Here is a 13,403-nt window from a genome sequence, read left to right as displayed (position 1 = left end):
ACAGAGGACGGTGACCGCCACCGTCCCCCGCTGCCTCACAAAGTGCCCTTCGCCATCTCGCTGGCGATGTGGTCCGCCTGGCGGATGGCCAAAGCAACAATCGTCAGCGTCGGGTTCTCTGCGGCCCCGGTTGTGAACTGGCTGCCGTCTGACACAAACAGGTTTGCGACGTCATGCGTCTGGCCCCACTTGTTCACCACACCGTCGCGCGGATTTTCAGACATGCGATTCGTGCCGAGGTTGTGGGTCGAGGGATAGGGCGGCGTCGGGAAAACCCGGGTTGCCCCCACCGCCTTGTAAATGGCGATACCCTGATCATAGGCATGCTTGCGCATCGCGACATCATTTGGATGGTCGTTGAAATGCACGTTGGGCGACGGCAGGCCGAACTGATCCGGCTGATCCCGGTTGACGGTGACCCGGTTGGTTTCCTGCGGCATATCTTCGCCCACGATCCACATTCCGGCCATGTTCTCATAGGAATCGAGCGCCGTTGTGAACTCCCGCCCCCAGCCGCCCGGATCAAGAAAGGCCGCCATGAAGGGCAGACCCAGCGCGAGCGTCTCCAGCTCATAGCCGCCGACAAATCCGCGATCAGGATTGTGCCCGGCCTCGTCCTGAATAATCCCGGCCATCGTGGTGCCACGCCACATCCGCACCGGTTTGTCGAATACGCCATAAACCGAGCCTGTCACATGTCGCATGTAGTTGCGGCCAACCTGACCGGATGAATTGGCAAGCCCGTCGGGGAACATCTCGGAGGCCGAATTCAGCAGCAGGCGCGGGCTTTCGATGGTGTTGCCCGCAACGCAGACGATGCGCGCCATCTGGGTCTGTTCATTGCCGTCAGCGTCGAAATAGACCACGCCTGTCACCTTGCCGGCATCATCATGCAGAATACGGGCAACATGGGCGCGTTCGCGGACTTCCAGATTGCCGGTCGCCTCGCCCTGCGGAATCTCGGTATAGGCGGTTGACCATTTTGCGCCCCATTTGCAGCCCTGAAAGCAAAAGCCGGTCTGCTGGCAGGGCGGGCGGTCGCCGTCGTCGCGGGTCTGGATCGCCATGCGGCCGGTGTGAACTTCCTTGTAGCCGACAGAAAGTGCACCCTTTTCGAACACCTTGTAATTGTTGTTGCCGGGCAGGCCCGGACGGTCGCCGGTGCGGGTCACGCCCATCTTGGTTTCGGCCAGATCGTACCAAGGTGCCATTTCCGCACCGTCAATCGGCCAGTCGAGCAGGTTGGCCCCGTCAACCCGGCCATAATTGGTCAGCGCTTTCCATTCATGGTCCTGAAACCGCAGCGACGCCCCTGCCCAATGGGTGGTCGTGCCACCGACGGCCTTTACGATCCATGCCGGAAGGCCGCTGAAGTCGCGGGCGACGCGCCAGTCACCGCTGGTTGTGCGCTTGTCGAGCCAGGCCAGCTGACCAAAAGACTCCCATTCGTCGTTTACATAGTCTTCGGGCAGATAGCGCCCGCCGGCCTCAAGCGCGACAACCTTGACGCCCTTCTGTGCCAGCTCGTTTGCCAGTGTGCCGCCCCCCGCGCCGGTACCGATGATGACAACGACCGAAGCATCCGTCAGTTCAAACTTTGCAACCATGGTCCTGTCCTCCCTTACAACCAGTTGATGTCGTCAAAGCCACGGTCGACATAGCCGCCCTGGCTGAACGACTCGCCCTCATAGCCAAACAGCGGCCAGACGGCTTTCTGGTTATAAAGACCGGTCACCAGACCCCCCCGGATGCGCTGAAAGAATGCGCTTTGCTCCATCGCGCGCAGCACATCGACACGGTCGCGTTCCCATCCGATGGCAAGGTAACTGTCGTGGCCCTTGCCTTGGGCCACCCCGTTCAACGCCGCGATGCCTGCTTCGATATCGGCGGCGGTTTCGGCGGTGTCATAGCCCTTTACAGCGATCACGTAGAATTCGGTCGGCACATGGTCATGCGGATAGATGTCGCGTGCCATCTGCACGAGGGTCGCCATGGTTTCGGGTTTCAGCTCCGTCACCTCGGTTGCCCATGCGGCATCCGGCGTTGTGACAAATCCCGCTCCGACCATGAATGTCGCCCCCGCCGCGATGGCGCGCGACAGAAGCTGGCGACGGCTCAGGTGCCGCTTTTCCTGTTGTGTCATAACTTCCCCTCCCTGGGTTTAGCCTTGGGTAACCGCCCCCTCCCAGAAGCGGTGTTGCAGTCACATGTAGCGACCGCCACGCTGCAGAACCTCGATCTGATATCCGTCGGGGTCGGCAATGAAGAAAAACCGCGCGATGACCGCGCCCGCCGGGGCAAAATCGACGAGCTTGCGCGGGGCAAGTCCGGCGCTAGTCAGCCGGGCATGCTCGGCGTCTGCGTCGTCGACGGAAAACGCAAGATGACCATAGCCATCCCCGATATCATAGGCCTCGGTCCGCCCTTTGTTGACCGTCAGTTCCAGCTCGAAACCGGCCTCAGAGTTTGACATGTAGATCAGGGTGAAGCTGTCAAAATCCAGCCTGTCCGCCACCCGCAGGCCGAAGGCGGTTTCATAAAATTTGACAGAGCGCGCCTCTTCCAGCACGCGGATCATCGAATGTATCGCTTTGGCCATCAGCCCTCCCAAACTTTCCGGTCTGAAAGGAAGTTTGCGACGGTTCCGGTTTGTTTGGGTAGTAACCGATTACTACGGACGAAAATTGTCCGCCGTTGGTTACTCGGCAGCGATGGAAACAGGGGCCAGACGTTCGGTGTAGATCAGGCAGGTGCAGCGCAACACAGATGAGAAATTTGCCGACTCGCCATGCAGTTCCAAAACCTCAGAATGCAGTTTGGAGGTGAAGGCCGGCGTCGTCATGCCTTCACTTGCAGCGATTTCATCCAGAATCTGCCAGAAAGAGTTTTCCAGCCGGATCGACGTGCTCTGCCCGTTCAGCCGCAGGCGGCGGGTGGTCAGAGCATAGCGGAGCGGCTGCTGTTCAGCATAGATACGACACATATCTTTCCTCCCCCCTCGGGTCTGCACATTGCAGGAAATCAGGGTGTAGGCCGGGACAGTGCGCGTCAAGTCATAATGCTGTGCGCGCAAGCAGTGGTTCCGGCAGCGGACCGTGTGCTGAGCGAACGGAGCACCGCGCCATTGGCCATCGGCACGCCAGAATGCGCCAAGGCGCGCGGCGTCGTGTTGCGGTTGGTCAACCGTTGTGCTTTTCACGCGTGTTCACCGGCTTGCCCGATGTCTTCCACTCAGCGAAGCCACCGCGCAGAGATCGCGACTCCAGCCCCATCTCCTGCGCAAGACGCGCTGCCAGCAGCGACCGCCAGCCAGAGGCACAATAGAAGACAAAGGTCTTCGGCTCTGCAAAACGGAGTTTGTGATAAGGGCTTTCGGGGTCAATCCAGAATTCGAGCATGCCGCGCGGCGCATGAAAGGCACCCGGGATCATGCCTTCGCGTTCGAGTTCCCGCGGGTCGCGGATGTCGACAAAGACGATGCTGTCATCGTCCAGCCGGTCTGCCATGGGGCCGCACTCTACCGATTGCACCACAGCATCTGCTTCGGCCAGCATCTGCTTGTATCCCTTGGCCATGATCAGCGCTCCAATGCTTAAAATTCGTCATCCGGCCGCACATTGGTACCATTTGCCAGCCGTTTTGAAATGCCGCAATGGCGGCGATGTCCCAGATTCATCCTCGGTAAAGCCGTGGGGAAATTCGTCACGCAAATGCCGGGCTGAGCGCCGCAGGAGTCGTGCCCGGGCCAACGGTCAGCTGTCTTCCTCGATCACGTGTTCGGCCAGATCCATGATCATGTGGCTGATGTGGTGATCCGAAATGTGATAGAAAATGTGCCGTGACTGACGCTCGGCACGCAGCAGGCGCGCCGTTCGCAGCAGGCGCAGATGATGACTGACCAGCGTCTGCGACAGCTCCAGAGCGCCGGCAATGTCGCCAACCGATTTCGGGCCGTTCAGGCAGTGCATCACGATCCGCAACCGTGTCGGATCGCCCAAAAGTTTGAATGCCTCCGCGACAAGCGCCAGCTGGGTCGGGGTCAGGGGCGGGACGGTGACGGTCAATGCGCATGTCCTGTGTGGGGGTGCCCGTGGTGGTGAACAGCCAAGGCGGGGTTCAGGCTGCAACGATCCCTGATGCCATCATTCCAGTCAATCGCAACGGTTGAATGGTCGATCCCGAACTCTGATTTCAGAAAATCCGCAACCTTGCGCGACACAGATTTTGCCTTGCTATCGTCAGCCGGGCGCACGGTCAGCGTGGCCATCGCCCGGTCAGAGGTAATCTGCCACAGGTGGATATGACCAACAGCCGCCAGATCCGGCACCGCCGCAAGCAGCGCCTGTTCGATCTCGTCCGGGGCTGCATGGTCCGGAGCCCCTTCCAGCAGGATGTGAACCGACTCTGCCATCAGCGGCCAGGCCGCGCGCAGGATCAGCGCCGCCACGACAACCGACAGGATCGGGTCGATCGGCGTCCAGCCCGTGATGGAAATGCTGATCGCAGCGACAATTGCGCCGACAGATCCCAGCAGATCGCCCATCACATGCAGGATGGCGCCCCTGATGTTCACATCCCTCGTCTCGCCCCGCGTCATGATCCAGAGAACAAGGATGTTGATCAGCAGCCCTGCGACTGCAACCATCATCATCGGGCCCGCAAGAACCTCGCCCGGCTGGCGAAGCCGCTGAACAGCCTCATAAAAAATCCAGCCCACAATGCCGAACAAGGTCAGCGCATTGACAAAGGCCGCAATCACCCCAAGCCGCAGATAGCCAAAGGTGCGCCTGCTGTCCGCGACGCGCCGACCGGCACGAAAGGCGGCATAGGCCAGCGCAAGCGCCGCAGAATCTGTCAGCATATGCCCCGCATCCGCCAGCAGGGCGAGCGAGCCGGACAGGAGACCCCCCACCACCTCTACCACCATGAAGCCGGAGATCAGGAAGAAGGACAGCAGCACTTTGCGTTCATTGGCATTGGTGACTGTAGGTGTGTGGGAATGATCGTGGCCATTATGAGCGTGCGGCATGCGCTTTCCTTTAAACCAATATATCAATACTTATTTATATATGGGTAATCCAAACGCGCAAGAGGCATTGCAGCCGATATCGGGGCTTCAGCGGCAGATCCTTGCGTCACCGCCTCCAAGCAATATTGGCCGGGTGGCAGTGACCGGGGATCAATGGCTGTCTGCCAGGCTGGGTGCATGGCAGTGAGACGTCACACACCTCAGCAGTCTGTGGCGCAATACACACGATATAGCGTTTCAAGCACGGCCCGCACCTCGGCGCTGGCCAGATTGTAATTGATCATCTGTCCATCACGGCGCGTGGCGACAAGCCGCAGCGCCCGCATTTTGCCAAGATGCTGTGACAAAGCGGCGGGAGTCAGCTGAACGATCTCTGCCAGTTCCCCCGCCGACTTTTCGCCTGCCAACAGCGAACACAGCACCAACAATCGCTTGGGGTTTGCCATTGCGGCCAGAATTTCCGCCACCTCTTCGGCTTTGGCTTCAAGGGTGCTTATCGCCGCATCTGATACATTCATATTCATGATTGACAATTTAGTACTTTCGAAAGTATTAGGCAATATAGCTTTTCTGTAAATGAGGCGAAATATGACAAACGTTGGATCTCTTGATCGGTTGCTGCGCTTGATTCTGGGTACGGTTCTGCTGGCAGCGCCATTCCTGCCGGGGCTCGCCGGGGTGTCTGCGGCCTGGGGGGCTTGGAAGTTTGTCTTGGCCGCCGTGGGTGCCGTGATGATCGGAACTGCCCTGTTCCGCTTCTGCCCTGCCTATACCTTGCTTGGCATCAATACCTGCCAGATCCCGAAGAAATAATCAGAAGGCCGAGGTTGAGCGGCGGCCTGCCTGCAATGATCTCAGGTCCCCTGCCCCGCTGCTCTGTGCGGATGTGATCTTTGCAGCGCCTTTTGAAAGGCGCTGCAAGACGGGTGTCGCCAGTCAGATCCGCGCCCGCAATCGCCGAGTGACATGAAGGCCAGGCCGTTGAAACGCATCACTTCCTTATTGCCGATTCTGGGCTGGGCCCCCGCCTATACAAAAACCGATGCGCAAAGCGATCTGGTTGCGGCGGTGATCGTGACCATCATGTTGGTGCCACAAAGTCTGGCCTATGCCATGCTTGCGGGACTGCCGCCGCAGGTCGGGCTTTACGCCTCCATTTTGCCGCTGATCGCCTATGCGGTTTTTGGCACCAGCCGGGCGCTGGCGGTCGGACCGGTGGCGGTGGTGTCGCTGATGACGGCGGCGGCGGTGGGGCAAGTGGCGGCCCCGGGCAGCGCAGAGTACATCACAGCGGCGATCACGCTGGCGTTTCTGTCCGGCATCGTGCTTGTCGTGATGTCGGTTCTGCGCTTGGGCTTTCTGGCCAATTTCCTGTCGCATCCGGTGATCTCGGGTTTCATCACCGCATCGGGCATCCTGATTGCAACCAGCCAGCTGAAGCATATTCTGGGGATCAGCGCCGACGGCGACACGCTGCCGCACCTTCTGGGCGGGATCTATGCCGGTATTGGCGGGCTGAACCCGTTTACCCTCGCCATCGGCGTTGCCGCGACCGCCTTCCTGTTCTGGACGCGCAAGCACCTCAAACCGCTGTTGCTGGCGTGGGGTCTGCCTGCACGAATGGCGGATCTGATCGCCAAGGCCGGCCCGGTTGCCGCCATCGTAGTGTCGATCCTCGCCGTGATTGGCTTTGGGCTGGTGGATAAGGGCGTCAGGATCGTGGGCGAAATTTCCGCCGGTCTGCCACCCTTTGCGCTGCCGTCATTCGATCCGGGCCTGTGGCAGCAACTGCTTTTGCCAGCGGTGCTGATCAGCCTTGTCGGCTTTGTGGAATCCGTGTCGGTGGCGCAGACGCTGGCCGCCAAACGGCGCCAACGCATCGTCCCCAATCAGGAGCTGACCGCCCTTGGTGCATCCAACATCGCATCCGCCCTGTCAGGCGGCTATCCGGTGACCGGCGGCTTTGCGCGGTCGGTGGTCAACTTTGACGCCGGAGCGGAAACGCCGTTGGCGGGCGTCTTTACCGCCATGGGCATCCTTGCCGCAACCCTGTGCCTGACCCCCCTGTTCCGGTTCCTGCCGCAGGCTGTGCTGGCAGCAACGATCATCGTGGCGGTCCTGTCGCTGGTGGATTTCGCCGCCATCCGGCGCACATGGGCCTATTCCAAGGCTGACTTCGCGGCGATGGCCGTGACCATTCTGACGGTGCTGCTGGTGGGGGTCGAAGCGGGGATCACGGCCGGAGTCTCGCTGTCGCTGGCGCTGTTTTTGTGGCGCACATCGCGCCCGCATATGGCGATCGTGGGTCAGGTTCCGGGCACCGAGCATTTCCGCAACATCGACCGCCATGACGTGATCACCGACCCGCGCATCCTGTCGATCCGGGTGGATGAAAGCCTGTACTTCGCCAATGCCCGCGCGCTTGAAGACGCGATCTATGACCGCATCGCCGACCAGCCAGAGCTTCGGCATGTGGTCCTGATGTGCCCGGCCGTCAACACCATCGACGCCAGTGCGCTGGAAAGCCTTGAGGCCATCGCGCACCGCCTTGCCTCTGCCGGGATCGGCTTTCATCTGTCCGAGGTGAAGGGTCCGGTGACGGACGCCCTGAAACGGTCCGATTTCATGGAGCATTTCAAGGGGCGGATCTTCCTGTCGCAGTTTGAGGCGGTCACGACCCTGACCGGCATGCAACACCAGGATGACGCTGCGACGGGCTGAACGCCCATTGCAGGCAGCCATCAGCACCGGAGGCCAACCCGTCGCACCAGCCAATGCGCGTTCCGGGCAAGCGGCCACTGCTACCGCAAGAGATTGCGTGAGTGAGATCATCACCAGTCATGCATCTGTGATGTTTCAGATATCACAAACACCTTTTAACCATTAATTCTACATGCTAAGGAAAGATAAACGGCGGGAGTATGCACCATGATCACAGGACCTCAGATGCGGGCGGCGCGGGCCCTTCTGGGCATGGACCAGAAAGGTCTGGCCGAACTTTCCGGCGTATCCGTGCCGACGATTCAGCGCATGGAAACCAGCAAAGGCAACGTCAGGGGTGTGGTGGAAAGTCTGACGCGCATCATGGACGCCCTTGACCGTGCCGGAGTCGAGCTGATTGCTGAAAATGCCGCCAGCAGCTCAACCGGACGCGGCGTGCGGCTCAAGGCACCCTTGCCGCCCGGAACATCTTAGGCCTGCGCGCACACCACTCCCCGGCTTTCGCCCCGGTGCTTTCCAGCGGCACCGCAGCATTCCGAGCTGTGATCTTCTTCTTCGCCCAACGCACAGCTGCCCCCCGCTTTTCTGACTGGACACCGCAGAATGGATACCTTGGACATGTCACCCAGATCCGTTGCAGCCTGTATTCTTTTTACAGTGATGCTGGGTGTTTACCTGAATGCCCTTGGCGACCTGCCCGAACCGTTGGTCGCGCCGAGCTACAATATCGGGCAGCTTGGCCCATGATATCAGCAGATATCCGGGGCGATCAGGGCCATAGGTTCAGCCGGGAGGTGCACCTTTGACATCCCGCCGCCGGTTTCTGCGCCCTTTGCAGTCTGCGCGTGCCCTTGTGGCGCATCGGCGGTCGACGGCAAGTGATCTGTTGCTTGCAACGCTGCTTGCTGCCATCGCGGGTGCCGCCAACGCGGGCGGCTTTTTTGCGCTTGGCCAGTACACCTCGCATATGACCGGCTATCTGTCGCAACTGGCTGATACCCTCGTGATCGCACAGTTCAGGATCGCCTTCGTCAGCGTGCTGGCGATGTCAGCCTTCATTGCGGGTGCGGGCTTCAGCACGGTGCTTATCAACTGGGCGCGACAGACCGCGATGCACCGGCAATATGCCTTGCCGATGGCGGTTCAGGGCGCGTTCATGCTGTGCTTTTCCTGGGGCGGCATCTTCACCACGGAACCCGGGCGGCTGTTTTCGCTGACCTGCCTGTGCTTCATCATGGGCATGCAGAACGCCACAATCACCAAGATCTCCAGCGCCAGGATCAGAACAACGCATGCGACCGGCATGATCACCGATATCGGGATCGAGCTTGGCCGGATCTTCTTTGCCACCCTCCGCCCGCAAAGCGGCGTGCGACCTGATTTTGCCAAGTTGGGTATCCTGTTGCAGCTGGTGTTTTCCTTTCTGATCGGTGGGATCATCGGGGCGGTGGGATACAGTCACATCGGCTTTTTCTTCTCTATGCCACTGGCGCTGATCCTTCTGGGGCTCAGCATCCCGACCCTGCTGACCGCCAGACCAAGCTAAGAGCGGTCGCCTGTCAGCCGGGCAAGGCGGCGCGCAGCGGTGCCGGCAATTTCTCCACTGCCGCCGCCAGACGCTCGCGCCACTTTGGCCCCTGCGCCAGCGCCTCACGATAGGCCAGAGCCAGATCATCGGGCCGGTCCTGGGCCAAGGCTTCGATCAGCAGGGCAGCCTGTGCCCGGTCTTTCTGCGCCTTGATCCGGTCGCGCCCGGCGCGGCGTTCTGCCACGATCAGCTTGTGAATAGCAAAGCGCTCGGGGCGGGGGATCTGCACCAGAACACCGGAACGGTAGACCAGTGCCGCATGAACCGGCTCGGCGATCAGATAGTTCAGATGATGCAGCGCCTGCGCCGTCACCCCCAGCGCGGCCAAGGGGCGGATGCCTTCATCGCCAAAGGCCGGGGTCAGGAATTCGACCAGCGCCTGACCGCGCGTCTGCCGCCAGCGCCAGGCGGGGGCGTTGTCCAAAGCGGGCACCGGGTCAAAGGCAAAATCGCGCAGGACCTGTTGCAGCGGCGGTTCCGTCCGGTCATCCAGTGCCAGCGACAGCCTTTCAAAGCTGGCGATATCCAGGTCGCCGGTCTGCGCTGCGGCATCCAGCGCATAGGCCAGGCCCAGCTCGCCCTCGTACAGCCGGAAGGCATGGGTGCCGACGATGGTGCCGCCCAGCCGGAACACCCCCGCCTGTGCAAAGGCTGCGATCAGGCTGGCGGTGGTGGGGTCCAGACTCATGAACCGTTCCGCCCGAAGAATCCGCACCAGCCGCGCCCGTTCGGTGGCGCGGGCTTGCGCTTCGGCGCGCAGCTGCTGATGCCGATCGATCCGGGCGCGCAGCGCCTCGCTGTCTTCACCAATATAGGTTTTGCGCACCTCGCTGCCGACGCGGTAGCTGTCATACCAATAGGCCCGCGCCCCGCGCTCTACCCGGCCGGGCGTGCCGCGCAGATCCGACACACGGTCATCCAGCAACAGCCGCAACAGGTCGTGATAGGCGGCATGGGCAAGGGCGGAATGGCGGTTCATGAGTTCTGCTCAACAAAGGGTTGGTTTGTTGAACATAACGGCATGTTCAACAACTGGCAACTCCGTTGAACATCACCCGCAAGCCCGCCCGTCGCGTTTCAGTCTGGCGGGCTGGCGGGTGTCACGCAGTTTGTGATCCACGTCAGAAACGCGCTGCAGGACGGGTCCGAGGCGCGGTCATTCGGCAGCACGACGTAATAGGCGGCGTCGGTCTGCAGCGGGGCATCGCGGACGATCTGCAACGAGGCTTCGCGCAGCTCGCGCTCCACCAGATAGGTCGGCACCAAAGCCACCCCCAGCCCGGCCATCGCCGCCTCGATCAGCAGGGTGAACTGATCAAACCTGTGCCCGCGCAGCCCGTCGGCCTTGGTCTCTCCGTTTGCGGCCAGCCATTCGACCCAGAGCATTGGGCGCGAGTCCATATGCAGCAAGGGCGCGGCCAGCAGCGAGTCTGCATACTGCCGGGCCAGCCGCGGTGCTGCCACCGGCACCACGGTTTCACCACACAGATAGGCGCAGCTGGCACCGGGCCAGACCGGCTGGCCGTAATGGATGGCGACGTTCACCCCTGCCTCGTTCAGATCAAACGGCTTGGCGCGGCAGGTGACTGTGACCTGCAAGCCGGGGTGTTGCGCCAGAAAATCCGTCAGACGCGGCACCAGCCAGCGGCTGCCAAAGGTCGGCAGGGTGGCGATGGCGATATGCCCGGTCACGTCGCGCGACCCTGCCGCGCGCAGAGCCAGCATCTCGACCTGAGACAGCACCCGCATCGCATCGGGCAGCAGCCGGGCACCCGCATGGGACAGCACAACGCGCTGGCGCACCCGTTCAAACAGCGCGACGCCCAGCTGCGCCTCCAGATCCTTGATCTGACGGCTGACCGCACTTTGTGTCAGGCTCAGCTCTTCGGCGGCACGGGTAAAGCTGCCGTGACGCGCCGCTGCCGCAAAAGATTGCAGGGCCAGCAGATCGGGGACACGGCTACGGCTCAACTTCATTCCGGATCCATATCAAGTCAGTCCAAATCAGCACGTTTCATTGGGTACCCGATACGCTAAACAGATGACTACAGCAATCCACACGCGTGCAGGTATCATGTCCCCCATCTCCTCCCCGCTTTCTCCGGATCAGATCCGCGCCCGGTTTTCTTCGGCCATGTCGGCGATGTACCGTGATGAGGTTCCGGCCTATGGCACCCTGCTCACGCTGGTGGCCGAGGTGAACCGCGAGGTGCTGGCGCGTGAACCCGCGCTGGCCGCGACGCTGGCTGCCACCGATCAGCTGCAGCGCATTTCCGAAGAACGCCACGGCGCAATCCGGCTGGGCACGGCTGATGAGCTGGCCACGATGCGCCGGCTGTTTGCGGTGATGGGGATGTTCCCGGTCGGCTATTATGATCTGAGCGAAGCCGGCGTGCCGGTGCATTCCACCGCCTTCCGCCCGGTGGGCGAAGCAGCACTGCGCCACAATCCGTTCCGCGTCTTCACCTCGCTTCTGCGTCTGGACCTGATTGCCGATGCGCAACTGCGGGCTGAGGCTGCAGACTGTCTGGCACGACGGAAGATTTTCACGCCTGACTGCCTTGCGCTGATCGCGCAGGCCGAAGCCGACGGCGGCCTGTCCGAACCCGATGCCGGTCGTTTTGTGGCCGAGGCGATCACCACCTTCCGCTGGCACCCGGATGCGCTGGTGTCGATGGAGCTGTATCACCGGCTGCATGATGCGCACCGGCTGATCGCGGATGTGGTGTCGTTCAAGGGACCGCATATCAACCATCTGACCCCCCGCACGCTCGACATCGACGCGGTGCAGGAACGGATGCCGCTGGTCGGCATCACGCCCAAGGCAGTGATTGAAGGTCCGCCCCGCCGCAACTGCCCGATCCTGCTGCGCCAGACCTCGTTCAAGGCGCTGGAAGAAGCGGTGACCTTCCCCGGCGACACGGCGGTCAGCGGCTCGCACACGGCGCGCTTTGGCGAGATCGAGGCGCGGGGCATCGCCCTGACGCCAAAGGGCCGCGCCCTGTATGACAGCCTGCTGACAGAGGTGCGGGCGCGCATCGTCCCGGCGGCAGATGGATCAAACGCAGCCGCCTATGTGGCCGTGCTGGCAGAGGTGTTCACCGCCTTTCCCGACACCTGGGAAGATATCCGCAAGCAAGGCCTTGGCTATTTCGAATGGTCGGTCACCGGCACCCCGCCGGTTGAGGGCGATGCCGAGGCGCAGCTGAAAGCCGGGGCGCTGCGCTGCGACCCGATTGTGTACGAAGATTTCCTGCCGGTTTCGGCGGCGGGCATCTTTCAGTCCAACCTGGGCGATTCCGGGGTGCAGGACTTTGCGGCCAGCCCGAACCAGCAAAAATTCGAGGCTGATCTGGGCACGGCGGTGCTGGACGAATTCGCCCACTACGCCGAAATCGAGGCTACCTCGCTGACCAACAGCCTGCGAGCACTTGGGCGCGCATGACCAGGCTGAAAGACATCAGGGCGGCAAACAGCCGCCAAGCCCGTACATTCCACGAATTCAACAGCGACCCTGCCCTGCGCACGCTGTCGCACGCCATACTAGAAACCCTCGGGGGGGCCCGTCTGGGTGCCGCCCGTTTCGACTGAGGACATCACATGACCGATACCATCGCGACCGACTGCGCCGCCATCCTGACCCGTCTCGGGGTCGATCCGAAGCTCCATACCGGCGGCACGCTGGACAGTTTTTCGCCGGTGACGGGCGCGTGCATAGCGCAACTGCCGGAACAGGATGCCGCGGCGGTGCGTACTGCCGTCGACCGCGCGGCGGTGGCCTTCCGGGCCTGGCGCGACATACCGGCCCCGCGCCGGGGCGAGCTGGTGCGGTTGCTGGGCGAAGAGCTGCGCGCCGCCAAGGGTGATCTGGGCCGTCTTGTTTCGATCGAGGCCGGCAAAAGCCCGTCCGAAGGCGCAGGCGAGGTGCAGGAGATGATCGACATCTGCGATTTCGCCGTCGGCCTGTCGCGCCAGCTGTATGGTCTGACGATAGCAACCGAACGTCCCGGCCACCGCATGATGGAAACCTGGCATCCGTTGGGGGTGGTCGGCGTGATCTCGGCG

General features: G+C 61.9%; 17 protein-coding genes. 7 read left to right on the top strand and 10 right to left on the bottom strand.

Annotation, left to right across the window (positions count from 1 at the left end; all coding sequences use genetic code 11):
- Positions 1 to 35 precede the first annotated feature (35 nt).
- From Q7J44_RS07525 to Q7J44_RS07490, 8 genes are all read right to left on the bottom strand, one after another.
- Positions 36 to 1,607 carry a GMC family oxidoreductase gene (locus tag Q7J44_RS07525; protein ID WP_304878566.1) on the bottom strand — a complete coding sequence of 524 codons (1,572 nt, stop codon included), beginning with the start codon at positions 1,605 to 1,607 and terminating at the stop codon, positions 36 to 38.
- 14 nt (positions 1,608 to 1,621) lie between these two features.
- On the bottom strand, positions 1,622 to 2,143 hold the full coding sequence (locus Q7J44_RS07520) for a Twin-arginine translocation pathway signal (protein ID WP_304878564.1): 522 nt from the start codon (positions 2,141 to 2,143) through the stop codon (positions 1,622 to 1,624).
- A gap of 60 nt (positions 2,144 to 2,203) precedes the next feature.
- Positions 2,204 to 2,599, bottom strand: a complete 396-nt coding sequence (locus Q7J44_RS07515) for a VOC family protein (RefSeq protein ID WP_304878562.1) — start codon at positions 2,597 to 2,599, stop codon at positions 2,204 to 2,206.
- Positions 2,600 to 2,698: 99 nt separating this feature from the next.
- Entirely contained in the window at positions 2,699 to 2,983 is a 285-nt protein-coding gene (locus Q7J44_RS07510; protein ID WP_304878560.1) for a ribbon-helix-helix domain-containing protein, read from the bottom strand.
- 196 nt (positions 2,984 to 3,179) lie between these two features.
- On the bottom strand, positions 3,180 to 3,575 hold the full coding sequence (locus Q7J44_RS07505) for a rhodanese-like domain-containing protein (RefSeq protein WP_304878559.1): 396 nt from the start codon (positions 3,573 to 3,575) through the stop codon (positions 3,180 to 3,182).
- Between the two features lie 177 nt (positions 3,576 to 3,752).
- Positions 3,753 to 4,064 (bottom strand): helix-turn-helix transcriptional regulator, encoded by a 312-nt coding sequence (locus tag Q7J44_RS07500; protein WP_304878557.1) that lies wholly within the window; start codon positions 4,062 to 4,064, stop codon positions 3,753 to 3,755.
- Entirely contained in the window at positions 4,061 to 5,029 is a 969-nt protein-coding gene (locus Q7J44_RS07495; protein WP_304878555.1) for a cation diffusion facilitator family transporter, read from the bottom strand. Before Q7J44_RS07495 ends, Q7J44_RS07500 begins: the two co-directional genes overlap by 4 nt.
- A gap of 200 nt (positions 5,030 to 5,229) precedes the next feature.
- Positions 5,230 to 5,589, bottom strand: a complete 360-nt coding sequence (locus Q7J44_RS07490; protein ID WP_304878553.1) for a helix-turn-helix transcriptional regulator — start codon at positions 5,587 to 5,589, stop codon at positions 5,230 to 5,232.
- 28 nt (positions 5,590 to 5,617) lie between these two features.
- On the opposite strand from Q7J44_RS07490, the gene Q7J44_RS07485 reads away from it, so the two are divergent.
- From Q7J44_RS07485 to Q7J44_RS07465, 5 genes are all read left to right on the top strand, one after another.
- Positions 5,618 to 5,842, top strand: coding sequence for a DUF2892 domain-containing protein (locus tag Q7J44_RS07485; RefSeq protein WP_304878551.1), 225 nt, complete (start codon positions 5,618 to 5,620; stop codon positions 5,840 to 5,842).
- Between the two features lie 153 nt (positions 5,843 to 5,995).
- On the top strand, positions 5,996 to 7,750 hold the full coding sequence (locus Q7J44_RS07480) for a SulP family inorganic anion transporter (RefSeq protein WP_304878549.1): 1,755 nt from the start codon (positions 5,996 to 5,998) through the stop codon (positions 7,748 to 7,750).
- Positions 7,751 to 7,957: 207 nt separating this feature from the next.
- Positions 7,958 to 8,224, top strand: a complete 267-nt coding sequence (locus Q7J44_RS07475; RefSeq protein ID WP_304878547.1) for a helix-turn-helix domain-containing protein — start codon at positions 7,958 to 7,960, stop codon at positions 8,222 to 8,224.
- 144 nt (positions 8,225 to 8,368) lie between these two features.
- Complete coding sequence (locus tag Q7J44_RS07470) at positions 8,369 to 8,497, top strand: hypothetical protein (protein ID WP_304878545.1); 129 nt, start codon at positions 8,369 to 8,371, stop codon at positions 8,495 to 8,497.
- A gap of 139 nt (positions 8,498 to 8,636) precedes the next feature.
- Positions 8,637 to 9,296 (top strand): YoaK family protein, encoded by a 660-nt coding sequence (locus Q7J44_RS07465; RefSeq protein WP_304878543.1) that lies wholly within the window; start codon positions 8,637 to 8,639, stop codon positions 9,294 to 9,296.
- A gap of 13 nt (positions 9,297 to 9,309) precedes the next feature.
- Here the strand turns inward: Q7J44_RS07465 and Q7J44_RS07460 are convergent, their stop codons facing one another.
- Entirely contained in the window at positions 9,310 to 10,317 is a 1,008-nt protein-coding gene (locus Q7J44_RS07460) for a GSU2403 family nucleotidyltransferase fold protein (RefSeq protein ID WP_304878541.1), read from the bottom strand.
- Between the two features lie 98 nt (positions 10,318 to 10,415).
- A complete protein-coding gene (locus Q7J44_RS07455; protein WP_304878539.1) occupies positions 10,416 to 11,315 on the bottom strand; it encodes a LysR family transcriptional regulator in 900 nt (299 codons plus the stop codon).
- A 97-nt stretch (positions 11,316 to 11,412) separates the two neighbouring features.
- Between Q7J44_RS07455 and Q7J44_RS07450 the strand changes: the two genes are divergently transcribed.
- The gene (locus tag Q7J44_RS07450) at positions 11,413 to 12,783 is read left to right on the top strand and encodes a VOC family protein (RefSeq protein ID WP_304878537.1); all 1,371 of its coding nucleotides are present in this window, start codon (positions 11,413 to 11,415) and stop codon (positions 12,781 to 12,783) included.
- 155 nt (positions 12,784 to 12,938) lie between these two features.
- Positions 12,939 to 13,403 (top strand): aldehyde dehydrogenase family protein (locus Q7J44_RS07445; protein ID WP_304878535.1); only part of this gene is annotated, 465 nt, incomplete at its 3' end.

Source organism: Pseudotabrizicola sp., assembly GCF_030656345.1.
Taxonomy (GTDB): domain Bacteria; phylum Pseudomonadota; class Alphaproteobacteria; order Rhodobacterales; family Rhodobacteraceae; genus Pseudotabrizicola.
This window is presented reverse-complemented; position numbering and strand designations above follow the sequence as displayed.

Coding starts and splice junctions, on each gene's coding strand:
- Q7J44_RS07460 (WP_304878541.1), bottom strand. CDS start 10,317: ATGAACCGCCATTCCGCCCTTGCCCATGCCGCCTATCACGACCTGTTG.
- Q7J44_RS07510 (WP_304878560.1), bottom strand. CDS start 2,983: ATGTGTCGTATCTATGCTGAACAGCAGCCGCTCCGCTATGCTCTGACC.
- Q7J44_RS07525 (WP_304878566.1), bottom strand. CDS start 1,607: ATGGTTGCAAAGTTTGAACTGACGGATGCTTCGGTCGTTGTCATCATC.
- Q7J44_RS07520 (WP_304878564.1), bottom strand. CDS start 2,143: ATGACACAACAGGAAAAGCGGCACCTGAGCCGTCGCCAGCTTCTGTCG.
- Q7J44_RS07450 (WP_304878537.1), top strand. CDS start 11,413: ATGTCCCCCATCTCCTCCCCGCTTTCTCCGGATCAGATCCGCGCCCGG.
- Q7J44_RS07455 (WP_304878539.1), bottom strand. CDS start 11,315: ATGAAGTTGAGCCGTAGCCGTGTCCCCGATCTGCTGGCCCTGCAATCT.
- Q7J44_RS07515 (WP_304878562.1), bottom strand. CDS start 2,599: ATGGCCAAAGCGATACATTCGATGATCCGCGTGCTGGAAGAGGCGCGC.
- Q7J44_RS07480 (WP_304878549.1), top strand. CDS start 5,996: ATGAAGGCCAGGCCGTTGAAACGCATCACTTCCTTATTGCCGATTCTG.
- Q7J44_RS07470 (WP_304878545.1), top strand. CDS start 8,369: ATGTCACCCAGATCCGTTGCAGCCTGTATTCTTTTTACAGTGATGCTG.
- Q7J44_RS07485 (WP_304878551.1), top strand. CDS start 5,618: ATGACAAACGTTGGATCTCTTGATCGGTTGCTGCGCTTGATTCTGGGT.
- Q7J44_RS07495 (WP_304878555.1), bottom strand. CDS start 5,029: ATGCCGCACGCTCATAATGGCCACGATCATTCCCACACACCTACAGTC.
- Q7J44_RS07505 (WP_304878559.1), bottom strand. CDS start 3,575: ATGGCCAAGGGATACAAGCAGATGCTGGCCGAAGCAGATGCTGTGGTG.
- Q7J44_RS07475 (WP_304878547.1), top strand. CDS start 7,958: ATGATCACAGGACCTCAGATGCGGGCGGCGCGGGCCCTTCTGGGCATG.